Origin of the sequence: Peribacillus sp. NPDC076916 (assembly GCF_050269675.1) — a bacterium.
In the GTDB taxonomy this organism is placed as follows: Bacteria; Bacillota; Bacilli; order Bacillales; family DSM-1321; genus Peribacillus; species Peribacillus aracenensis.
This window is the reverse complement of record NZ_JBNNIU010000003.1, coordinates 809,139-834,022: the sequence shown is the minus strand read 5'-3', so window position 1 is coordinate 834,022 and position 24,884 is coordinate 809,139. Positions and strand designations below refer to the sequence as shown.

Here is a 24,884-nt window from a genome sequence, read left to right as displayed (position 1 = left end):
TTGATCCTACCATATAATTTGTAATGTTATTAGTAAAAATAATAACTCAATAATTTTTTACTTCTATGTTTAGGTAAATTTCCTCCTCTTTCTCCAAATCCATATAAACGGGCGTAAAGGGAAATATAAAAAATGTAATGGTCTGGGTAATCTCAATGTCAATGCATCTATATATCTAGGATAAATTAACATAACAATAGAAATAAATTTTTGCCATTCTGTCTTAAATGCATTCATATAGTCTTGTGGATATTTGAACTGACTCTTTTCACAAATAAAACATATTGATTCTTGTGCTAATTTTATTGAGTTATTGACTTTTGTTAATTTTTCAAATTCTTTGGTAACAGGAGTATCTAATAGTTGAGAAGATAAGATGAGTGCTTGTCCTACCTGAAAATTATATTTGTATTTTTTCAAAGAGAAGATTATCTTTTCAGTATTAAGACCTTTTAACACCATTTGATCAATATCAATCAACCAACGTAGCCGAAACCATCCATGACGCGCCCCATGTGTAATAAGATATGAAAATAAATCTTCATTACCTAAATAATAAATTGGAGCAGTAGTAAGTCCACTTCTCCTTCTCCTTCTCCACAAATTATTAAAGGATGGTTCATTAGATGGAAATGGGTTAAGTCTCCAATGAATTTCGATTTGTATTTGCTTTTTAGGATTGTAGTATGAAATATGATGAGTACGCCATTTCCATTCGTTTAGAATATAGAGCTTTTCTTCTTTCTGGTAACCACAATTCAAAAGAAGACTTTCAGCTTTTTTTAGATCAGATATTGAGATTAAAATATCTAAGTCCTTTGATGTCCGAAGAGAAATATCCCCAAACAGTTCTTGGGCAATAACCGGTCCTTTTAAAAAGAGAAGTCGAATCTTGTTTTCATTAAACAATGTACTCACTAATTCCATTTCTCCACTTAATTGAAGCATTTGGTATGTATTTTTTTTGTATTCTTGTTGTAAGGACTTAAAAACGCTTAAAGGAACTAAATCTTTATATTTTTTTTTTATTTGTGAAAAAACTAGAGGATATACTCTATGATGGTTTGCTATTTCAAGAAATTGGGCCCAGTTAATATCTGTATAACACTTATTTAAGATTATTCTTTCATCATTTCTACCTTTAAGTATTTCTAAAATCAACTTTAATTCCCTAGGAATTTCAGTTAAATCCAGACTGAAATTTTTATTCACTATTATTCTCCCTCATATTGTTTATTGTTATTACCAGTACACACAAAAATACTACAAAATAACAGGTTGATTAAAAAGTTAAATGATAATCTTATTTTAAATTGTTTTAACATAAAGCACTCTTTATGACTTTTCTTCCAGTAACAACCTCATTGTTTTTCTATAAGGTTTCAAAAACATATAATTGGTAGTATAACTATAGTATCCAATTGTACTACCCGCTCACACTAAAGAAAGGTTTAAGAACATTAACATGTAGAGTTATTGACCCTACAGAATTTGAATTATTTTTCACCCATACTTCAATACTACTATTATTGTTGTTTTTATTATAACTACAGAGTATTATTTCCTGTCCATCTGGTTTATCCATCTGTACAGTAACTGTGTCGTCAGTATAAATCAACTCAGGAAATATAACGGTAAGCATAATATAGGAATATGGATTTATATCACTTTTATAGTCCCTTTTTATCCTTTTAAACATACCAAAGTTTGTTGTAGCCACCCCTTTTTCATTTGTATAATCTTTTGAACTTCTATATCTAATAAGTCTCTTGTTTGGGTCTATATTTCTCACAGTACCTTCACCTTGCTGTCGTTCATTTTCGGTAGTTATAAAACCAGATTTTATAGCAGTAGTATCATTAACAGGCAATGAGACACCTATAAGGTTAAATACCTTTGCCTCTTGAACCATGCCTCCCCATCTAATTAGGCTCAATTTGTTTGGATTCCCGATTTCGGTCTGAGAGCGAATATTAGAAATAGAGACAAGCGTATAATTACCATTTGGGTCAAAATAGATATCTCCAAGACCATTTTTTTCATAATAACCGCCATCTATTGTTAATAGATTTACACTACAAAAAAAGTAAGCCATTCCACTCAAACCTTCTACACTTACATCCCGAAAAGTAACATTATATAATGATGGATAGTCGGATGAAGTATCTTTAAATTGTCTAAAAAAATTTTCTCTATGTTCTACCAAGACAGAAGTGAATACCATATCAAACGCCCCAGCACATTCAATTGCATTCCCTTTTCCGCCTACTATACTATCTCCATTGAAACGGTAAGACTGAAGATAACTGTCTTTAGCTGATGCTACCGTATCAATACTCCTATAAACACATGCTAAAGAGAATACTCTGATAATCTTATTACCATTAAAAACCTTTGCACCTGATCCTGCAATACTTTCAAATTTTACACAATTATAATTCAAATCGCCTATATAATTATAGTTAGTAGAAAAAAAATAGCCTGTGTTTGTTTTTTTAAAACCACCTCCTACTCCATAAAAATATAAAGACCAGCGATCATCTGGTTTATCTATAAATAATGGATTATTATTTGTTATATCATACATTCTAGCTAATCTTATGGACTTCTTGTTTTTAATTGCATATATAATAGCAGCTTGAACCTTTTGATAATCACTTCCCTTAAAATCGTCTGGACTTATAGCATTGTCTGTAACTTTTGCAAATGTTTCCTCCAATTTTCCCTTTATACTCTTTATATCATCACTCAACTTTCCATTCTTATCTTCATCCATTACTCTTTGTAATAGGATACTTTCTCCCTCTTTTTTAAATGTATAGCCAAAAATGAAAGTAAAAATAAAGAGGAGAATATTTCGTAATAAGTTTCTCCGTTTCACTGCGAATTCCTCCTTGAATAATAAGGTTTATTTTTCTATTATTAGCAATAAATATATGAGATTATAATATTTTTATACTACTAGCCAGGTACATAGACAAAAAACGACAATATTTTGTTTTTTATCTCGTTTTTTGATTTTTATTCACTTTAATTACCAAAATAGTGAATTGGAGGTTTGCAAGAGCAGCTCGAATAACCCTCACCTACCTTGATGAGTTCCTATAGAATAATGAATTCTGTGTATAACTCAAAAGATTTTACAATCTGTACCAACTGTTTAGACGGTTCATATTTTAGGGATAAATGTAAATAGATTGCAGTTTTTTTATGGTGCTGAGGTAACCCAAAAAACAGATAAACATTCTTTGGTTAGACGGAAGTTGTTTGCGATTTTTATTTGAAAAAAATTCAAATAAATTATTATTTTTCTGGGAACGAAATTCTTTTGTAGGACTTACTTTCCCTGCACTACATTTACATAAGAACAAAATGGGCCATCCATAAGAATGACCGTTTTGATTTTCTTTAATTATTTTTAAAAAAGTAACTTTATACTCTCAATATTGCTTTCTCTGTTGATTTTCTACCAATAGAATCATATATTATCCCCGAATTTTGTGCATCTACAATGCTATAACAATTCCTACCATCAATAACCAAAGGTCTTTTCATAAACTTTTTATATTTTTCTAAATGGAAATCTTTAATATCTTTCCATTCGGTAAAAATCAAACATATATCAGCATTTGTTATCGCTTCTTCTATTGAAGTGCTATAGGTAACTTCAAATGGGTAAATTTTCTTGAAGTTATCCATACCGACAGGATCCCAAACATTTATATTTGCACCTTCATTGAGGAGTATAGGGATATTATCAAGAGATGGTGCTTCTCTTAAATCATCTGTTCCTGGCTTAAAAGTAAGCCCAAGGACTGCAACATTTAGCCCATTAAAACTATTAACATACTTTCTAGCTTTCTTAACCAATTTTATTTTCTGATTTTCATTTACTTCAATTGTAGCCTTAACTGTTTTAATCTCATAGTCATTATATCTCGCTAGCCAATGTAGTGCTTGAGTATCTTTAGGGAAGCATGAACCGCCATAACCGATCCCTGCATTTAAAAAGTGGTTACCAATCCTCGGATCCATTCCCATACCTTTGGTTACATCTTCTATATTAGCACCTACAATTTCACATAAATTAGCAATTTCATTTATATAGGAAATCTTTAAGGCTAAAAAGTCGTTAGATGCATACTTAATCATTTCTGCGCTTTTTCGATCAGTAATTACGAAAGGAATATCAAAATCTCTATAAACCTCCCGCATAATAACCTCTGCATTTTTTGAATTAGAACCTAAAACGATCCTAGTAGCATTTAAAGTATCCTTAACAGCTGTTCCTTGTGACAAGAACTCAGGATTTGCAACAACATCAATATTAACCTTATATTTAAGGTTTTCTTTTATTATTCTCTCAACTTTATCATTTGTTCCGACTGGTACTGTTGATTTTATAGCCACAACACAATCTTTAATCACTGCACTTGCCACTTCTTTTGCTACACCGTAAATATATTGAAGATCAACAGATCCATCTTTTTTTTCTGGTGTACCAACGGCTATAATTATTACATCAGCATCGCTATATGCTTCTTTATGGTCACTTACATACCTAATCTTCTCTTTATTTTTCCACATCAAATCTTCAAGTTGTGGTTCATAAATAGGAGATATACCGCTATTCAATAATTTTATTTTTTCTTCATCTATATCTACACAGGTTACTAAATTACCTTTTTCAGCTAGGCAAATGGCAGTAACTAAACCAACATATCCAATACCTACAACAGAAACTCTCATAACATACACTCCTAATATTTTTTGTAATTCATAAACAATCCACTTGCAAACCGTATTACAATTATTTTTATTACTTATTTCTTAACCTCTTCTGAATAGCAACTTTTAATTCGTACTTTAATAAACTTATAAGGCTTCTAGTATCTAATGCACGTACATCATATCTAATTAGGGAAACATTTTGTAAATTTTTCTTTTTACTGTTTTGTTTTTGACCACTATAGGAAGTATCATAAAGGTAAATTCCATTTCCAACCAAGTTATTTATAACATTAAGTTCATGTGGTTTTAGTTGAAGAGTATACTCTTTTATTATCTTATAATCTAATTGCTTAGTGGTAAGCCAATATCTTTGTTTTTTTTCATTATTTTTATATCCATACAAATCAATACAAATATCTTCCTTTGGGATTTCTAAATCTACCGCTATGCTTTCTTGTTCAAAAAAAACATCATATTTCAAGGAATTAGCAGTAAAATCAGGTAGTTTATATTGTTCTATTTCATATGATAGTAACGGTACTTGAAAACTAGTATTCGATACCTTATTATGAGTCCCTGCATCCGTAAAATTAGTTGTCAAAGAAATATATGGATAAACAAAATAACGATTTGTTTTAGTAGTGTAACTTATATAATATTTTAACCATGAAGAATCCGGCCACTTCTGAATATTATTAGGTAGATTTACTTTTTCACTCCAATCATTTTCACTTTTTATATACCACTCATAGAACTGTGACCACATTCTTTTAGTCCAAACTTGGCCCCAAGACTGAGCATATTGTAAAAAATATGCATCAAATCCATTATTCAAGGGAGTAAAAGGTCTGTTTGCACCCACATTCCATAAATGAGTATATAATGAAATTCCTGCTATAAGATCACAAGAATCATATTTTTCAACGGTTTGATAAACATACTTATAAAAGTATTTTGATACATAGATGTCATCCTCTAAAACTATAACTGCATCATAATTTTTTGTTAAATTACCACAAAATAAAACATGTTTCCTTAAACCTAAATTTTCAGGGTGTTGGATAACCTCTTTTTCACCATATGGCCACTCAAACGCGTTTGCAAATTCTGCCACTTCCATGCTTTCACTTTTGTCAATACTTATTATTAATGGAACATTTACACCATTATAACTAGCACTTTTAAGTGATATTAATAATCTTTTTAATGATTTTACTCTATTATACGCCACTACAACTATTGCTATATTTTTCATTTCATACCTTCACTATTCTCATATTCTTTAGCATGTTTGTTTATAAATCTCTCTATATCCGAAAAAGATTGAGCATTTTTTTTTATCCATTCTTTATCTTTATCCCACCATTTATATTTTAAAAGAAACATTTTTTCAAATTCAGAAAATCTTTCTCCAATTTTTTTTGCTGGAACTCCACCGTAAATTGAATATGGCTCCAAATCATTAATTACAACTGCACCAGTAGCAATCACCACTCCATCACCAATATTCACACCTTCAAGAATTTTCACATCGGCGCCTATCCAAACATCGTTTCCAATAATTACAGAGAAAAGTTTATCCTGGTCAGGATATTTGTGTTCTTCAAATGAAGTTTTTTCAACGTAGGTAAACCCTGCTTGCTTACTTGTAGAAAAAAAAGCTGGATGTGTGGATACAAAAGTTTTGGTTGGATGACGCCCTGCAATAATTTTAACATCTTCTCCTATTGAACAATACCTACCAATTAATGTGTTATTTAAATTTGATTCACTTCCAATATAAGAGCCATATCCTATTTTACTATTAGAAATTTGTGCATTATTATTAATTACATTCTTTCCTTCAAGGATAGTCTTAAAATTCAAGCTGCATCCCTTATTTATGATAGATTCAGTTTTATTTGCAATATACTTCGCTAATAATAATTTAATTAATTTCTTTCCCATAGTATCCGTTTTAATCACCACTCAATTTTTTATCTTTCTTTAAAACCTTAACTTATTTCTCTAAAAAGGAATTTATTAATAAAATATCTTTTAGAGATTATTATCTTTAGACTATACATAATATTTGAAGCCTGTCCCCATTTGAACTTTGCAAAAGAATGCTTTTTATATTTTAAATTTAAATGCTTTTAAAATCATAAATGAAGCAATTCTAGTATCTTTAAATAATAATGGTATAAAAAATGCTACCATTGCCTGTGCGATTAAAGTAGCAACTGCAGCACCTTTTCCACCCATATAGGGAATAAATAAATAATTAAGTATTATGTTAACGATTGCCCCCCCTCCCATGAATATAAGAGTATATTTTTGAAGCCCTTCAGAAATTAACCAAATACTTCGAACAGATCCAAGCAATGCAAATGTCCCTGCCCAAACACTAATAGATAAAATACTTGCCGCTTCTAAAAAATCTATTCCATAGAGAATACTTACTAATGCCTTTGATAAGATAAGAGTTACTATACCGAATCCAATTCCAGTCCATGCAATAATTGTGTATAAAAGCTGTAAAGATTTTAAGTACTTTTCATCGTTAATATTTCTATTTTTCATAATAACTGGTCTAAAAGAAGTAATAATTGCTATAGGAATAAAATACCACATTTCAGCTATTCGAACTGCTGCAGAATAGATACCAACCTCTAATTTCGAAGACATCATACTCCCCAGCATCACCTGATCAATTCTCATATAAATAGTAATCATTAGACCAGAAAGAATTAGATACCAACTCTGTGATAAAATATCTTTTGTATAACTGAAACTATACTTCCACGCAGACCTTTCCTCTCTAAACTTAAAGTACGCTATTATGAGTGCCATGCTAACTATTACTGCATCTAAAGTATAAATCAAAGCGAAATGTACTAAATTACCTCCCTTAACCACTAGAAGAACTTTCAGAACAGACATCACAACATATACAGACATTCGTATTAATGAGGAAATTTTTGACTTTTGCGAGGCCTGTATCCAGTATTCAATCACTTCAAACGACTTAGCAATCATTGTAAATGACATAATGAGTACTAATATTTGGAGGTCTGAGTTTCCAGGCTCAATGAAATTGATTATTATAACAGCCATAATTGTTAATACTATGCCACCTACAACTCGAAGTAACAAACTAGTACATAAGATGACCCCCTCATTAACTTTTTTATCAACAATAGATTTAACGGTTAATGACTCAAGTCCCAAAGTAGAAATAGCAGTAAATAAAGATACAAAAGCCAAGGCATAGTTAAATTGACCATATTGCTCAGGTCCAAAATATCTAGCAACTATAGCTGTTATAAAAACCCCGATTGCCATAGTTAACACTTTATCGCTTACTAACCATCCGGAATTTTTAATGATTCTAGAAGAAGTTTCAGTAGTTACAATTTTATTTTTACACTTTTTGTACCAATTCATTAAAGCCAATTTCATGACCTCTTATCTGTTTAAATGTAATGCTTTTAACATAAAATTTTAATTCATAAAAATCTTAAATGAATAATCTAGTATATTATTTTCTTTAAATAAATTTTTATATCCAGTTAAAGAAGTAATCCATAATAAACATATGAAAATAAATAGTGAATATCTTATAAATAACAAACCCTGTTTGCCTTTAAAATACTTAGTAAGAAAAGGTATTACTAATATTATTGATACCATAGGGAAGTATAAAATTCTAGTAGCTATAACTGATGATAAACAAATAAACATTAATATTAAATACCAAATAAAAAGCTTTATAATAATTAATTCTTTAGATTTATAAAGCACCTTTTTTGAAGTAAAAGTTAAAAAGATCGCTAAAATGTAAAATAAAAATAGCACCTTTCCCCCTGCAATCTCTGTATAGTCATTAAACTGAGTTAAGTATATTTCATACCAGCTATTTCCACTTAAGCTAATAAAGTAAGAAATTAATTTATTAGCTAAATCTGTGAATAGAAATATTGGTGAAAATATCAAAATTGGAAATATTTTTCTAATTTCAATTTTCAAGAGAAAGTAAAAAATTAAGCATATAATAGAAGCTTTATGGAACAAAAATGCAATAAGAGTGAAAATAAAATATTTTATAAATTGTCTATTTACTATAAACCTTAATGAATAGAAAAATATAGACACTGCTACCATCTGTCGAATTGTATTGAATCCATTAAATAAAACGTACTGCAGAATAAGTAGTATAATAAAATGTCTATATTCACCTTTTTGATCAAAATACTTAATACTAAGAAAAATAAAAATATAAGTTATTGCCGCATATACTAAGAAAACAAATTGTTGATTTAGTCCTAATAAATACGCTGCTTTAACAATTAACTTAAAGGTAAATTCAACTCTTGGAATATCATGCGTTTGTAAAATAATAAAATTTTGTGCATATCCGATGTAATCAGTCCCAACGTTATATCGAAAACCTGTGATAATGATTAAGATAAGATAAGGTGCAAAGTCAATAATGTTTATTAGTTTTTTATCAACTCTTTTATTTCTATATAGGAGAGTCGATACATACGCTAGAATAAAACAAATTAAAGTTAACCAAATATAAAACCCCAAGACTCCCACCCTTTAAATTATTTCTATTAGATTACTTAAAAAAATCTACCATACTAGTTCAACGTATTTTAATTCGAATTTGAATAAATACTGCTTTAAGAATCTAAAAGTATGTGACCATATATCGTGTGATAGTTTATGTCTAAAGATTTTTTACTATCCTATTAATATTACTTATTGAGTAAACTATCTATTTATTATTCCAAATATAAAGTCAACTATTTTTTTTGATTGAACAGAACTATTCTTGTTTTCTAAAATAAAATTTCTAGCCCGCTTACCAATTTCATCTAATTCCCAATCTGGTTTTGCTAAAATTACTTCTATACCTTTTTTAATAGAATGAATATCGCTTTTATCTATTATATATAGATATTTTAAATATTTTTCAGGAATACATTTTATATTAGTTGTTAAAAATGGAGTACCCGATACCATATATTCGAAGGTTTTTGATGGAAAGGAGTACATTGTATATTCATCTTCGGGGTTTCTTGCATTTATTAACAAAGAAGCTTTTTTTTCATATTCAAAAACTACAGCTCGAGGCTTAAAGCCAAAATATTTAACTCTTTTGTCTCTAAGGACTAACTTTTCTATATATTCTCTCATATCCCCATCACCAAACAGCCATAATTCTAATTCGTTATCTTTAATTTCTTCAAATGCATCTAGAATATTTTTTACTCCATATTCAAAAGCCAGGGTTCCAGCATACATTATAGACCTACTTTTAGTTACCTTTGATAAATCTAAATCATTATTGAAGATCCCTTCCATTACTATATAAGGTTTACCTGATGGATTAACTCTGTCATTCATTGGTTTAGTGAATAAAACATATCCATCATAATTATGTTCGACAAATTCAACTAATTTAATGTAGAAAGGTAAAAGGTATTTTTTAAACCTCGGCATGTCCTTTTGCCTTTTTGTATTCATTATATCGCTTGAGAGATCTGTGAAAATATTAATACGCTTTATTCGTAATACTTTAGAGGCTATGTAAACCCCTAAGGATAAAGGTGTATAGTTAAAAGGAGTTAAAATTATTTTTTGATCATTTTTTAGATTTTCAAATCCCCACTTCATAGTCAAAAATAACCCTTGAAAAAAACAATAAATCTCTTTTATTAACGGGAGATTTAAATTAGATAAATACCTCACCAGATATTTGTTGTTAAATTTTTTTATTCTCTTTTTAAATCTTAAATAACCTCCTTTAGGGTAATACTGTTCTTGATATAAATAATATAATTGCAAATCAATATTTTCGTTTTCTGAAAAGCCACTTATTAGGGCTTTTTCAAACATATATTGTGCAACTTGTGATGGTATGTTTTTTTTGCTTGAAACTTCATCAAACCATTCATCATCAGAAACACTTCCGAAGTATAAAATTTTCATTGTTCACCTACAAAATCCGTCTTTTAGCATTTAAAGTTTTTCCTATAAATACTTATCCTGATAAATAAATTTATTATATTAAGTGAGAAACGTAATTATTTTTCTATTATGTTCAATTTCATGATCATAATCTTCAGTTTGAAATTTATATAGTTCTTTCCTACTGAAATAATGATACATTAAAAGACTAAGCTTTTTTGAATCAAATGTTTCAAAAAATTTCACATTTGCATACCCTTTTAATACTTCCCGAGCAAAAGGTGTGTCCGAAGCTAGAATGATTCCTTCATGCATTCTGGCTTCCTTTAACGGCAATCCATACGTCTCTATAAATGATGGGAAAATTAATATTGACTTTGTAAATAAATCAAAAACCTCTTCTCTTGTTTTAAAACCTTCAAAATAAATTGGGAGTTTTTCCTTTTGAACTTGAGAATATAAATCAGCTACGTAAGGATTTTCATTTCCATTTAGCGTGAAAATAACTTTATATTTCAACTCACCTATTTTATTTAATGCTTTACACGCTTCCAGAATTACTTGATGGTTTTTATATTCGGAACCATTGGCAGGATAAAAAAAGGTTGAAAGTGACTCGTCATTTGGATTAAACCGCTCCTTAATTTCTAAATTAATTGTAGGAGGAACAACATTAATTTTCCCGCTATCAACTTGAGCTTTTTCCATACATGCTTGTTTCATCCATTTAGTTTGAACAATAACTCTCTTAGCTTTTTTAATAGAATTAATAATATTTCTACCAACTATATTTTGATATACCCAAAATAGTTTATTATCTCTGAAAGAGTATTTATAATCCACAAAAGGTAAAGATTGGTGTACATAAAGATTTTGTTCACAATTCACATTTGGTATTATAACGTTTTGAAGAGAAAAGATTTTATCTACTTTGTATTGTTTGACTAATTTTGGAGCAATAATTTGATCAAAAAAAAGCCGGTGTCCCCAGCTTTTTTTTATCCAGGGAAACCTTATTACTTTAATATTCTCTGTTTCCCTTAATCTTGGTGTACTTACCACAAAAATCCAATTAATATTTGTATCCTCATACTCAGCTACTTCTTGATAAAAATCATTTAAAACAGAGAGTGCTCCTCCATTTATAGCAGGGACATCAAAAACCATAATATTCATAGTAGATTAATCCTTCCCCCAAACAACCCTATTCACATAATCTGTATAGGACAGTATAATCCTTAAAACCTTATCAGATACATTCGGCATACTATAATCACCAACAAGTCTTAGTGAATCTTTTTCTTGTGACTTCAATATCTCTAGCCCCTGTAATATTCTTTCCTTTTGTAAACCAACCATCATTACCGATGCTTCTTCCATAGCTTCAGGTCTTTCATGAGCTTGCCTAATATTGAGTGCTTTAAATCCAAGAATAGAAGATTCTTCACTAATTGTTCCGCTATCACTTAAAACCGCTTTAGCTTTAGTTTGAAGCTTAACATAATCATTAAACCCTAAAGGCTTCATCGTTTTTATTAGAGGATTAAACTCTATTCCTTTGGCATTGATCATATTTCTAGTCCTAGGATGAGTACTTACAATTACAGGAACATTGTATTTTTCTGCAACGGAATTTAAACTATCGACTAGATTCATAAAATTAGTTTCTGAATTAATATTTTCTTCCCTATGAGCTGACACTACAAAGTAATTTCCAACATCAAGATTTAATCTCTCTAATACATCTGATTCTTCAATGTCACTTTTTCTTGAATTTAGTACTTCAAACATTGGACTTCCAGTTTTTATTATTCTATCTGCTGGTAGTCCCTCTCTTAACAAATATTCTCTTGCAATATCACTATAAGTTAAATTAATATCAGCTGTATGATCGACAATTCTTCTATTAGTTTCTTCTGGTACTCTTTGATCAAAGCATCTATTGCCTGCTTCCATATGGAAAATAGGAATATGTCTTCTCTTAGCTGCAATAGCACATAAGCAGCTATTCGTATCACCTAGTACCAAAATAGCATCTGGTTTTACTTCTTCCATAATAGGATCAATCCTAATCAAAATATTCCCTATAGTTTCTACTGCTGTTCCGTTTGCAGCTTCTAGAAAATAATTAGGTTTTTTAAGTTTAAAATCATTAAAAAACACTTCATTTAATTCATAATCATAATTTTGACCCGTATGAACAAGTATATGTTCTACAGCATCTGACTCTTCTAATTTATTAATAACAGCAGATAATCTTATAATCTCAGGCCTAGTGCCAACGACTGTCATTACTTTTAATTTCTTCATTAATTATACCTCCAAGAAGTAAGTATCTGGTTTCACTGAATCAAAACATTCATTAACCCACATAACTGTTACAAGATCGCTTTCTCCTACATTAACAATGGAATGTGTATATCCAGTAGGTATATCTACAACTTGTAACTTTTCGCCGCTAACTCTATATTCAATAATTTCATCTGAATATATCTTTCTAAATCTAATAAGTCCTTCTCCACTTACTACTAAAAATTTTTCATTTTTAGTATGATGCCAGTGATTTCCTTTGGTAATGCCAGGTTTTGATACATTTACTGACACTTGTCCTCTTTCAGGAGTTCTTATAAACTCTGTAAAAGAACCTCTGTGATCACAATTCATTTTTAAATCATAGGAAAAGTTTTCTTCTGGTAAAAAGCTTAAATATGTACTGTAAAGCTTTTTCGTTAAGGCGTCTTCCATATTAGGAATGCTTAACTCGACTCTACTTTCTTTAAAGCTTTTTATACGTTCAGCTAAATCCCCTAATTTAATAGTATGTGTTGTTTTCACAAAGCAATATTTATTTTTTTTAGTCGGATTTCCCTCTAAAGCTTTTATAAACTCTTCTAGAACATCATCAATATAACAGAGTGTTAATTCGGCTTCTTGATTATTAATTTGGATTTCTGAATTTCTAGCAATATTATGACAAAACGTTGCTACAACCGTATTGTAGTTAGGTTTACTCCACTTTCCAAATAAATTAGGGAGTCTGTATACAAATGCCTCTGCTCCTGTTTGATGACTATATTCAAACAGAACGTCCTCCCCTGCTTTTTTACTTTTGCCATATGGATTATCTTTATCTGCCTGTATAGATGAAGTAATAAGTACAGGTGATTTATTATTATGTTTTTTTAATAGCTCTAGTAATCCAAGAGTGAAGTGGAAATTACCTTGCATAAATTCCTTTTCATCATCAGGACGGTTTACTCCCGCCAAATGAAAAACAAAATCACATTCTTTTGTATAAGTATCCAATAAAGAAGGTTCAGTTTCTCTCGTAACCTTAAGAATATCTTCATATCCCTTATTTTGTAATTCTGCAATTAGATTTTTTCCAACAAATCCATTTGCTCCTGTAACGAGTATTTTCACTATATAAACCAACCTTTCTAATTACCTAAATATAATAGATGAAGCTCATGCCTGAATACGGATAAGGCAATTTCTTCATCTATTTTTATTATTTTGAAGAAAGTACCTTCATATCCTTTAGTTCATTTTGAACATACTCTAATTCAAGAAGTTTTTCTTTAATTTGCTCTATACTTAAGATTTGGGTATTATGAGAGTTATATTCTTCTTCAGTAGATAACTTTTTATCTCCTTCAGCAAAATATTTATCATAATTTAAATCTCTTTTATCTGCTGAGACCCGGAAGAAACCACCTAAATCCTCTGCAACTACATATTCTTCTCTCGTAAGAAGGGTTTCATATAATTTTTCTCCATGTCTTGTACCGATAACCTTAATCTCATTATCTGCCTTAAATAATTCTTTAATAGCTTGGGCTAAATCTCCAATATAACTTGCAGGTGCTTTTTGTACCATAATGTCACCAGCAACTGCATTTTGGAAGGCAAATATAACTAGCTCGACTGCTTCTTCAAGACTCATGAGATACCTAGTCATATTAGGGTCGGTAATGGTTAGAGGCTGACCACTTTTGATTTGTTCAATAAATAATGGTATGACAGATCCACGTGATGCCATTACATTACCATACCTAGTTCCACAAATAAGTGTTCTTTCTGGATCGACAGTTTTTGCTTTAGCAACAAAAACTTTTTCCATCATGGCTTTTGAAATCCCCATTGCATTAATTGGATAGGCTGCTTTATCAGTCGAAAGACAAATGACCTTTTTGACTCCATAATCTATAGCTGCTGTTAAAACATTATCTGTCCCTAAAATATTAGTTTTTACAGCTTCTAGTGGAAAAAATTCGCAAGAAGGAACTTGTTTAAGAGCAGCAGCATGAAAAACATAATCTACTCCGTGCATTGCATTTTTAACACTTGCAAGATCTCTAACGTCACCAATATAAAACTTCAGTTTTTCATTTCTATATAACTTACGCATATCATCTTGCTTTTTTTCATCTCGTGAAAATATTCGAATTTCTTTAATATCACTATTTAAAAATCTTTCCATAACAGCATTTCCAAACGATCCTGTACCACCTGTAATTAGCAATGTCTTATTCTTAAACAATTTGCTTTCCCTCCAATTTCAAGTTTTCTTTAAAGTGTTCATCCATTTTGTTCAATAATTCTTCTTTATTAAAGTTTTTATCATAGTAGTTTTTAGCGTTAAGTCCAATTTCGTTTAATTCTTTGCTAGATTTAGAAGAAATTTTAATAATAATCTCAGAGAGCTTTTGTATGTCACCAGCAGGACAAGATAACCCAGCATTTGACTCTTTAATTATTTGACTTGTTTCACCATCAGCAGAAGCAATAATTGGAATTCCACAAGCCATATAGGATTGGAGCTTTGCTGGAATTGTCATTGCGAATAACGGATTATTTGTTAAGCACAAAAAGGCGGCGTTGCTAACTGCCATAAATTCTGGAATCCTGTTTGCAGGTTGTTTGGAAATAAAATTAAACATATCCTCGACATTATTAGATTTAACCATTTCAACTAAAGTTTCCTTATATCTTCCATCCCCAACTATGTTAAAACGAATATTTCTATTTAGCTGCTTCGCTTTTATCAACACAGCTACTTTTGGTAAAATATCTAAACCTTGGGCGTTACCAATATTACCAGCAAATATTAAATTAAAAGCATCATCATTTGGAATTTCTTCGATACTCTTTTTCTTTAATGGCCTATAAAAATCTTCAGCATATTGTGGCCAATATTCTATTAGTTCTCTCGGGACATTACGTTTTTCTATTGAATTTACAAAACTATTTGAAGTTGTAAAAATCTTAGTACACCGTGCATAGATATAATCAACCATTTTTCCAATAGCACCAATAAAATGTTTATTAGTGGTCCCGGTTATTATTTCAACATTTTCAGGCCAAAGATCTTGGACATATAGGTAACAGGGTATACTTTTCTTTTTCGCATACCATACACCAGGCAAGGCTTGTGTCATAGGTGATACTTCAAATATGAAGACATAATCAGCTTTAATTTTTGTGAATAAATTCCACAAGAAACCAGAAAATACAAAAGATATATAATTCAAAGCAAGCATTATCGAAGTTTTTCCCCTAGGTATAAGAGGAAGTCTAATAATCTCAATCCCGTTATAAATTTCTTTTCTTTTCTTAAACAGCCCATACCCATCATAATAATTACCGTGAGGGTAGTTTGGAATTCCTGTTATAACTGTTACTTTATAACCCTTTTTAACCCATTCAGTACAAATATCATTGATACGAAATTGCTCAGGGTAGAAATATTGCGAGATAACTAAAATGTGTTTTTTCACGTTCTTACCACCCATCAACTTTATTTTTCCGTCAACTCAATGGTTTTCCGAAAATCCCGTATTTGGTAATTCTCTTTATAGTCACTCAGACTTTGGTCGTAAATTAAGTTACCAAATACCTTATTAATAAGTTCTGACTTATGTCCTAAAACCTGCAGTATTGGATTGAACAACTTTGTTAGTATGATTTTCTTACCGTGAACATCAGCTATCATTTTTACCATCTCGCTCGTTTTGACATACGCATTATTTTGCGGGAAGAACAATCCACTATCTTCATTATCAACTACGAATCTGATAAATTCACAAAGATTATCTATATGAAGCATACTTCGCTGATTATCGATGTCTGGAAAAACGGGTAACTTTTGAGCTACTTTTGCCAACTTGGGATAATTGCCTTTAGAACCTCTTCCGTAAATCATGGGTGGCCTCAGGATAGCTACTTTGAATTTATCATTTTCTAAAGGTTTAATACCTTCTTCTGCTTGAAGTTTGCTATTACCATAGAAGTTACTTGGCGTAGGAACTGTGTTTTTATCAATTATCCGTTTATTACTGCTGCTATCCCCATACACAATAATACTGCTCATAAATATGAACTGCTTTACTCCTTCTTCTTTAGACTTTTCGGCAGTTTCAATTGTAAGATCTCGATTCACTTTATAATACATCTCTTCCATCTTTGGATCCGACGAGACATGTGCTATTCCAGCCATATGTAGTACAACATCATACTCCGAAAAATCGTGCTTCTTCCATAAATCGTTTCTTAAACTTTTGAAACCTATTGAATATTTATCAGGATATTTTCTAAGCCATTTTTCAAGACTTGTTCCTATATAGCTATTTGATCCTGTTATCAAAATTTTTTTCATTTTGATGTAGTCTCCTTAGTACTCGCTACTTCCTTTTTTCCAACTCTTCCTGTTCCACCTTCGATAACACCATCACTCTTAACAACACTTACGATGGTTCCAAAGAAACACTTAACATCCATCCAAAAACTTAACTTTTCAACGTATGTCCCATCCAGCTTCGCCTTTATTTCAATAGGTAGCTCATCCCTACCATTAATCTGCGCCCAGCCCGACAATCCAGGTGGTACATCATTAGCACCGTATTTATCTCTTTCTTTTATAAGGCTATACTGATTCCAAAGTGCTGGTCTGGGTCCAATAATACTCATCTGGCCAACAAAAATATTCAAAATCTGCGGGAGTTCATCCAAAGAAGTTTTTCTCATGAACTTCCCCACCTTTGTAATGTATTGCTCTGGGTTTTGTAATAAATGAGTTGGAGTATCTTTGGGTGTATCAATTCTCATTGTACGGAATTTCAAAATATTAAAATGAGTCTTATAAATACCGACACGCTTTTGTTTAAATAGCACTGGTCCTTTGGAGTCAAGTTTAATAGCTATAATAAGAATCAAGAATATTGGCGATAAAATAATAAGCCCCATTATAGAAAGAATGATGTCTATCAGTCTTTTTATCTTTAAATACATGCAGTAACACTCCTTGATTGAGATTTATTAAATTAGCACTCAAGTGTCCTTCAATGCTTATACAATTAACTACTCATCAACTAAATATAATCCCATCTCCATCTTACGCTCATATCCAACATCAAAATATTCAAAGAAGATGGTAGCTAAAACAACTGACTTACCTAGCATACCCCTTTCTTGGTTATAATCTATGATCTTTAGTTATGAAAAACTATATACCTACACATGAATCTTTTCTAAAGAAATTTCCTTAACCAGTTGTTCTAAAAAATCTACTAAATCATCCTTTATTTCTTCTTTCTGTAGTGCAAACTCAATCGTCGTTTTCACAAACCCTAACTTCTCCCCAACATCATATCTTTTTCCTTCAAAATCATAAGCAAAAACTTGCTGTAATTGGTTTAACCGTTGAATCGCATCCGTTAACTGAATTTCACCGCCTGCACCAGCTTCCTGCTGATCAAGCATACTGAAGATTTCAGGAGTCAGGATATATCTTCCCATTATTGCCAAATTGGAAGGAGCAGTTCCTAAGGCTGGTTTTTCTACAAAGTTTTCAACTTGATAAAGCCGTCCATCTTGAAAAGCGGGGTCTATTATTCCATAACGGTTTGTTTCTTCCTTAGGTACAGTTTGAACTCCGATAATTGAATTGTTTGTTTTCTCAAACTGATTCATTAACTGCTTTAGGCAAGGCGTTTCATTCTGGACAATATCATCACCTAAAAGTACGGCAAATGGCTCGTCCCCAATGAATTTACGAGCACACCATACTGCGTGACCTAATCCTTTTGGTTCCTTCTGTCTAATGTAATGGATATTAGCAAGTTTAGAGGAATATTGTACCTTATTGAGTAACTCTACCTTTCCTTTTTCCAATAGAATTTGTTCGAGTTCTGGAGCGTAATCAAAATGATCCTCAATCGCACGTTTGCCTTTTCCAGTTACGATTATTATATCTTCTATACCTGATGCAACGGCTTCCTCCACTATGTACTGGATCGTTGGTTTATCAACGATTGGCAGCATCTCTTTTGGCATCGCTTTTGTAGCGGGCAAAAAACGAGTACCCAAACCTGCTGCAGGAATGATTGCTTTTGTGATTTTCTTCACTAATTTTCCTCCTACTTATGGCTATTTCACTGCCGAGAAAGCTTTATTTTTTCTTCGATTTGCTAAATTAATAACGAATTCTTTAAGTTCTGTTACGGAAAAATTTTCATAGAAGTTTAAAAGATACTGTATTTCCTCTTCCTGTTCCAGCACCGCTTTTCCGATAAAGATTTTAGGGAACACAGCTTCGCTGTGAATCTCTTTTTCCCCTAATAGTTCTTCATACATTTTCTCACCAGGTCTGATTCCAGAGAATTCAATCCCAATTTCGTCGATGGAATAACCTGATAACTGGATAAGATTAGTTGCTAATTCAACAATCTTAACAGGTTCACCCATATCAAGAACGAATATTTCTCCACCTCGAGCCAAAGAACTTGCCTGTATGACCAACCTGGATGCTTCGGGTATGGTCATAAAATACCTTGTCATATCTGGATGTGTGACCGTGACTGGTCCACCGGCCTGAATTTGTTTTTTAAATAAAGGAATGACACTTCCTCTGCTGCCTAAAACATTTCCGAAACGAACCGCAACAAATTTTGTTGAGCTATTTCTTGCTAACTGCTGGATGATCATTTCAGCTATTCGCTTCGTCGATCCCATAACGTTAGTTGGGTTAACTGCTTTATCGGATGAAATCATTACAAACGCACCCACACCAAAAGTATCTGCAGCCTCTGCAACATTCTTTGTACCAAAAACATTATTCTTAATAGCTTCACGAGGATTGTATTCCATAAGTGGAACATGTTTGTGTGCAGCCGCATGGTAAACAACATCAGGCCTGTAGGTTTCCATCACTTCAAAAATTCTATCTCGATCTTGAATATCTGCAATTAAAGATATGATGTCAATTTGATTTGCATATAGCTTTTTCAGTTCCATGTCAATTTGATAAATGCTATTTTCTCCATGTCCTAGAAGAATAAGTTTGTCCGGTGAGAATCTGCATATTTGACGGCAAATCTCTGAACCAATTGAACCCCCGGCCCCAGTAACCAAGATCGTCTTGCCCGTTACATATTCAGAAATACTGGTTATATCCAATTCAACGGGTTCTCTTCCTAATAAATCTTCCACTTCTACTTCTTTAAATTGATTCACCGCTACTTTTCCTAACATAATATCTTCAATCATCGGCATGATTTGCGTTTTGGCATTCGTTTTCACACATTCATCAAAAATGACCTTCAATTCTTTTTTACTTAATGAAGGTATTGCAATGACGATATTATCTATATGATATTTCCCCACCATTTCTGGGATATGTTTTGAGTTACCCACAACTGGTATTCCTAAGATGTCTAGCTTATCTTTTTTCGGATCATCATCAATGAATGCTACTGGTTTAAGTTCCGTATCATGATTGTTAAGAAGTTGACGTACAACCATGGTTCCAGCAGATCCAGCTCCGATAACCAATGTATTCCTCGTTTCCTTTCGATTATTTATCAAACGGTCACGCAGCATTCTCCAAGAAAATCGCGACCCGCCAATAAGGATGACATGCATCATCCAGGTCAATGCCATGGCCCTTACATAAACATCTTGAAAAACCATTAACTGAATGGCGATAACAGTGATAATCGATAGGCTTACGGCTTTAACAATGGAGAGTAACTCTCCTATACTTGCATACTCCCAGGCCTTCTTATACAGTTTATAAATAGAAGCAAAAAAATGATGGCTGATTAATAGGGAGACTGATGTGACTAACAGTGTTGGTAATTTAAATATTTCCAAATAGGGATACAAGAATAAATAACTTACATAAATGGCCGATAATACTATTAATGAATCTAATAGGGCCAGAAGTGTTAATCTTTTTCGGTAGGCCAACCACATTTCCCCCTTTAATTTTGTTTGATTTACTCTCTATTAAAAACAGTTCATTTATGAATGCATTCTATTTCACATGCTTTTCATTGTTTATTTAAGAATGAATGATACTGTTTATGTTTCTGTATCTTTTGACTATTTTAAAAATACCCTTATGATTTAAGGGCGTTAAATTATTGGTCGTTCAGAAACAATAAACCCTAAAACTTTATAAGAAGGCAAAATTTTATTAATATTAAAGTGTTTCCTAATTATCAACCATTTTAAAAGATTCCAAAAATTTTTCTTTTAAATGGCACTGGTTTTTCAACAGCAGGACTTTGGTTCTTTAATAGCTGTTCAGCATTTTCTTTAAAATAAAATGTACGTTGTATTCCATATGACTTTGTGATTGTTTCATAGGCAAGTTGTAACGTGAACCCTCTAGAGCCAATATTATGGGCATCTGTTGCAATAAAATGGGCTAAATTATGTTCGATTATCTTTTTTGAAAATGATTGGATACTTTTACCGAAGTTCCCGATTATACTGCCAGAGGTAAGTTGAGTTAGCGCGCCCTCCTGAACCAATTCAAATAATAGTTTATGATTTGCTATCAATTCCTTATTTCTCTCCGGATGTACGATAATCGGTGTTATTCCTTTAAGCAGCAGTTCGTAAATCACTTCTTGTGTATATATAGGAACCCTTCCCGACGGGAGCTCTAACAGTAAATATGTACCGTTATCATCTAGGGTTAGGATTTCTTTTTTTTCAAGTGAATTAAATATGTCCCGATGAATTCTTACTTCTTGTCCGAGATGAATGGTAAGAGGTATATTATTTTGTTTTAAACTCTCATTTACGCTATTTGAACGATCAATGATGCCACTTTTAAAATTTACATATCTCTCATTTAAGTGATGTGGCGTGGCAAATAAATGGGTGATTCCTGATTCTACCGCTTTTCTTGCCATATTCATGCTTTCCTTCATGTCCGCGGATCCATCATCAACCCCTGGGAGAATGTGACAATGTATGTCAATCAAATTTCATACACTTCCTTTGTAAAATAAATAAGGAAAAAGGCCTAATTAATAAAAAATAGGAATTATTACCCCGATTAATAGTAGCATATAAAACTGCCATCAAACAGGGTGTTATTTTGTCGAAAATTGTTTTATTTCGTTAAGATTGATAGTAATAATAATTGCTGTTATCCGTTTCAACGCCATTCAAAACGACTCCAAGCAAGGATGTATTAGCTTTCACTAAAAGCTCCTTTGCTTTTACAGCACTTTGTTTGTTTGTCTTGCCGCTCGCCACTACCATGATCACGCCATCACATTTATTGGCTACAATTTGGGAATCCGGTACTACTAGAACGGGCGGTGTATCAAAAATGATATAATCATAGATTTCTTTTAATTCATCAATCGCTGTTTCTATCGCTTTGGAATTTAATAATTCCGAAGGGTTAGGCGGTATTGGTCCACTCGTCAGAATTTCAAGATTAGGCACATTCGTCTTCATGAGTGCTTTTTCTATGCTCATTTTCTTCGTTAGCACACTCGTAAGCCCCTCTATATTACTAAGACTAAAGGCATAATGAACCGATGGTTTCCTTAAGTCTGCATCCACAAGCAAAACCTTTTTCTCCTCCTGTGCCAAAACAATCGCGAGGTTAGCAGCTGTCGTCGATTTCCCATCATTTGGCTCCGATGAGGTTACCACAATGGTTTGTATGTCTTTATCCACTGAGGAAAATTGAATATTCGTTCTAATTAATCGATATTGTTCAGTGATAGGTGATTTGGGGTTAGTCTGTGCAATCAAATTCACCTGTTTTTTATCTTTACTTCTCAAAAATCCCGCTTCCTTTCATACTGCTTCTTTTACGGATTATCCTTTATTATGTACTTGTGTAATCTTTTGAATCGATCCAAGGATGGGTAATTCTAGGAGTCTCTCAATATCATCCTCGTCCTTGATCGTATTGTCCATATACTCAAGTAGGAATGCCAAGCCGACTCCAGCCATCAATCCAACCACCACCGCAATTGCGATATTCAAGACAGGATTAGGTTTTACTGGTGTAGGGTTCTCCTTAATTTCTGCCTTGGCTAGTACGCTCACATTGTCGACGTTCATGATATCCTTGATTTCCTTTTGGAACGTTTCAGAAATCGTGTTTGCAATTTCTACAGCCTGTGACGGATTACTGTCTTGAACCGTTAGTGAGAAGACTTGTGAATTTTCTTGGCTGTTAATCGTGATTTTTTCACTTAGTTGTTCTACGCTTTGGTCTAATTCAAGCTTATCAATGACCTTCTCCAAAATGGCAGGGCTTTTTATGATTACGCTGTATGTATTGATCATGTCGATATTAGATCGTATTTGAGTCGAGTCCAATTGGTTCTCCGATTGCTTCTGGTTAACCAGGATCTGTGTCGAAGATTGATAAACGGGTGTTAATAAGAAATAAGAAATCGTTCCACTAATCAAAGCGGCAATTAATGTCAGCAGCATGATTAGCTTCCAACGTTTCTTTAATGTTTTAAAAATATCTGTAATACTAATAGTTTCTTCCATTTCATCCTCCTGATATGTTAAAAATGACCTATTGCATTATACCATAATATTACCTATATATATGTATTTTCAAGGAAATTTACTTGAATTTTACAACGAAAGAATTATTTTCTAACGTAAGTGTAATTTTACAAAAAAGAGAATGGCAATACAAAGGAAATAATTACTAAATTTGAAATATAGCATTGAACATATATATTTAACCCATTTTCCAGAATATTCGGGACTTGAATTTCAATAAACTTAATTATACACCAAATCCCAATCTTTCTTATAAGAATTATCTATTTTAAAATATTTTCTTAAAAATAGCCTAACTAATTGCCTACCCACATAGGAAAATTCGTTTATATATATAATTGTGTCAAGTATTTTAGTGCCTAGTTATCATTAAAAATGAAAGGAAAATGTGTAAACTGAAAGTGATAGTTTAAATCAGTATATAATTTTCATATTAAGGGTTAGGTGTGGTCAGAATGATAGGTTACCGAGTTAAGTCGCTTAGGGAAGAAAGGAAAATGTCAATTAGTGAACTCTCCGCAAAATCCGGCGTTGCCAAATCCTATATAAGCTCATTGGAAAGAAACCTTCAAACAAACCCTACTATTTTAGTTTTGGAAAAGATCGCTAGAATCCTTTGTATTAAAGTGGATGCTCTGTTGAATGAACAAGAAAACAAGGGTATGGATGAAGAATGGATGGAAATCATGCAGGATGTTATGGGGTCTGGCATATCGAAAGAGGAAATGCGCAAATTTATCGAAGATAGAAAATAACTGCCTTTATTCCCCTTTACTATGAGAATATAAAAACTTTCTCTTTTTGACTCTCTAACTATTAATAAGAATCATACTTACTTCATGATGATTGATATTATATAAGTATTACGGGCCAATTTCATATTCTCTTTATTTACCTTCTTTTCAATCCGCTCTTGCCTTCTAAGATACTTTTATATCATCCCTCTAAATAAATTTCACGTTATACTATTCTCCATTTAAGTATAAACATTAGAACATTAACACTATTAATTCCTTCTTTTTCGATTTAACAAGGCATTATAAGTCGAAAGCTTCCTTATCTTAATTCTTCTCTGTCTTCTATTTCCTGCTCTTTAATTTTCTCAATAGTTAACTCTGGAAATTACCAAATTCAAATCACTTTATTTTTTTAAAAACCTATTATTACTAAAATTTCCATTAAATTAGCAAATGCTATATACAATTATCATGACGCCGAATATAAATATATCATGTAGCCTTCTCCCAAAACCATGTATGTAGCTAATACTACCTATGGTATTTAGAGATGAGTAAACAAATAATCGTGGGTTAAGTGATTAATCCAAGTTGCAAGGATAATCAATTTCTTTCACC

Annotated in this window: 21 protein-coding genes; 1 reads left to right on the top strand and 20 read right to left on the bottom strand. The window is 31.8% G+C overall.

Annotated features, from left to right (window positions below):
* Window positions 1-69: 69 nt before the first annotated feature.
* From ACQKFG_RS13580 to ACQKFG_RS13485, 20 genes are all read right to left on the bottom strand, one after another.
* Entirely contained in the window at window positions 70-1,212 is a 1,143-nt protein-coding gene (locus ACQKFG_RS13580; RefSeq protein ID WP_427559660.1) for a nucleotidyltransferase domain-containing protein, read from the bottom strand.
* A gap of 214 nt (window positions 1,213-1,426) precedes the next feature.
* Window positions 1,427-2,881, bottom strand: coding sequence for a hypothetical protein (locus ACQKFG_RS13575; protein WP_427559657.1), 1,455 nt, complete (start codon window positions 2,879-2,881; stop codon window positions 1,427-1,429).
* Window positions 2,882-3,432: 551 nt separating this feature from the next.
* Window positions 3,433-4,749, bottom strand: coding sequence for a UDP-glucose dehydrogenase family protein (locus tag ACQKFG_RS13570; protein ID WP_427559654.1), 1,317 nt, complete (start codon window positions 4,747-4,749; stop codon window positions 3,433-3,435).
* Between the two features lie 70 nt (window positions 4,750-4,819).
* Window positions 4,820-5,986, bottom strand: coding sequence for a glycosyltransferase (locus ACQKFG_RS13565; RefSeq protein WP_427559651.1), 1,167 nt, complete (start codon window positions 5,984-5,986; stop codon window positions 4,820-4,822).
* Window positions 5,983-6,678 carry a CatB-related O-acetyltransferase gene (locus tag ACQKFG_RS13560; RefSeq protein WP_427559648.1) on the bottom strand — a complete coding sequence of 232 codons (696 nt, stop codon included), beginning with the start codon at window positions 6,676-6,678 and terminating at the stop codon, window positions 5,983-5,985. Before ACQKFG_RS13560 ends, ACQKFG_RS13565 begins: the two co-directional genes overlap by 4 nt.
* A gap of 165 nt (window positions 6,679-6,843) precedes the next feature.
* Window positions 6,844-8,157, bottom strand: a complete 1,314-nt coding sequence (locus tag ACQKFG_RS13555; RefSeq protein ID WP_427559736.1) for a flippase — start codon at window positions 8,155-8,157, stop codon at window positions 6,844-6,846.
* A 57-nt stretch (window positions 8,158-8,214) separates the two neighbouring features.
* Window positions 8,215-9,303 carry an EpsG family protein gene (locus ACQKFG_RS13550; protein WP_427559645.1) on the bottom strand — a complete coding sequence of 363 codons (1,089 nt, stop codon included), beginning with the start codon at window positions 9,301-9,303 and terminating at the stop codon, window positions 8,215-8,217.
* Between the two features lie 186 nt (window positions 9,304-9,489).
* Window positions 9,490-10,710 (bottom strand): glycosyltransferase, encoded by a 1,221-nt coding sequence (locus ACQKFG_RS13545; RefSeq protein ID WP_427559642.1) that lies wholly within the window; start codon window positions 10,708-10,710, stop codon window positions 9,490-9,492.
* A 78-nt stretch (window positions 10,711-10,788) separates the two neighbouring features.
* Window positions 10,789-11,865, bottom strand: coding sequence for a glycosyltransferase (locus ACQKFG_RS13540; RefSeq protein WP_427559639.1), 1,077 nt, complete (start codon window positions 11,863-11,865; stop codon window positions 10,789-10,791).
* 6 nt (window positions 11,866-11,871) lie between these two features.
* Window positions 11,872-12,999: a non-hydrolyzing UDP-N-acetylglucosamine 2-epimerase gene (gene wecB / locus ACQKFG_RS13535; protein WP_427559636.1), complete on the bottom strand. Its 1,128-nt coding sequence runs from the start codon at window positions 12,997-12,999 to the stop codon at window positions 11,872-11,874.
* A 3-nt stretch (window positions 13,000-13,002) separates the two neighbouring features.
* On the bottom strand, window positions 13,003-14,112 hold the full coding sequence (locus tag ACQKFG_RS13530) for a capsular polysaccharide biosynthesis protein CapF (RefSeq protein ID WP_427559633.1): 1,110 nt from the start codon (window positions 14,110-14,112) through the stop codon (window positions 13,003-13,005).
* Between the two features lie 88 nt (window positions 14,113-14,200).
* Window positions 14,201-15,232 (bottom strand): polysaccharide biosynthesis protein, encoded by a 1,032-nt coding sequence (locus tag ACQKFG_RS13525; RefSeq protein WP_427559630.1) that lies wholly within the window; start codon window positions 15,230-15,232, stop codon window positions 14,201-14,203.
* Window positions 15,225-16,469, bottom strand: coding sequence for a glycosyltransferase family 4 protein (locus tag ACQKFG_RS13520; RefSeq protein ID WP_427559627.1), 1,245 nt, complete (start codon window positions 16,467-16,469; stop codon window positions 15,225-15,227). Before ACQKFG_RS13520 ends, ACQKFG_RS13525 begins: the two co-directional genes overlap by 8 nt.
* 20 nt (window positions 16,470-16,489) lie before the next feature.
* On the bottom strand, window positions 16,490-17,347 hold the full coding sequence (locus ACQKFG_RS13515; RefSeq protein ID WP_427559623.1) for an NAD-dependent epimerase/dehydratase family protein: 858 nt from the start codon (window positions 17,345-17,347) through the stop codon (window positions 16,490-16,492).
* Window positions 17,344-17,979: a sugar transferase gene (locus ACQKFG_RS13510; protein ID WP_427559620.1), complete on the bottom strand. Its 636-nt coding sequence runs from the start codon at window positions 17,977-17,979 to the stop codon at window positions 17,344-17,346. Before ACQKFG_RS13510 ends, ACQKFG_RS13515 begins: the two co-directional genes overlap by 4 nt.
* A 222-nt stretch (window positions 17,980-18,201) precedes the next feature.
* A complete protein-coding gene (gene galU / locus ACQKFG_RS13505; protein ID WP_427559617.1) occupies window positions 18,202-19,095 on the bottom strand; it encodes a UTP--glucose-1-phosphate uridylyltransferase GalU in 894 nt (297 codons plus the stop codon).
* Between the two features lie 21 nt (window positions 19,096-19,116).
* On the bottom strand, window positions 19,117-20,937 hold the full coding sequence (locus ACQKFG_RS13500; RefSeq protein ID WP_427559614.1) for a polysaccharide biosynthesis protein: 1,821 nt from the start codon (window positions 20,935-20,937) through the stop codon (window positions 19,117-19,119).
* Window positions 20,938-21,200: 263 nt separating this feature from the next.
* Window positions 21,201-21,965 carry a tyrosine-protein phosphatase gene (locus ACQKFG_RS13495; RefSeq protein ID WP_427559611.1) on the bottom strand — a complete coding sequence of 255 codons (765 nt, stop codon included), beginning with the start codon at window positions 21,963-21,965 and terminating at the stop codon, window positions 21,201-21,203.
* 139 nt (window positions 21,966-22,104) lie between these two features.
* Complete coding sequence (locus ACQKFG_RS13490) at window positions 22,105-22,782, bottom strand: CpsD/CapB family tyrosine-protein kinase (protein WP_427559608.1); 678 nt, start codon at window positions 22,780-22,782, stop codon at window positions 22,105-22,107.
* A 36-nt stretch (window positions 22,783-22,818) separates the two neighbouring features.
* Window positions 22,819-23,508 (bottom strand): YveK family protein, encoded by a 690-nt coding sequence (locus tag ACQKFG_RS13485; RefSeq protein WP_427559605.1) that lies wholly within the window; start codon window positions 23,506-23,508, stop codon window positions 22,819-22,821.
* A 476-nt stretch (window positions 23,509-23,984) separates the two neighbouring features.
* Between ACQKFG_RS13485 and ACQKFG_RS13480 the strand changes: the two genes are divergently transcribed.
* Window positions 23,985-24,284, top strand: coding sequence for a helix-turn-helix domain-containing protein (locus ACQKFG_RS13480; RefSeq protein ID WP_427559602.1), 300 nt, complete (start codon window positions 23,985-23,987; stop codon window positions 24,282-24,284).
* Window positions 24,285-24,884 lie beyond the last annotated feature (600 nt).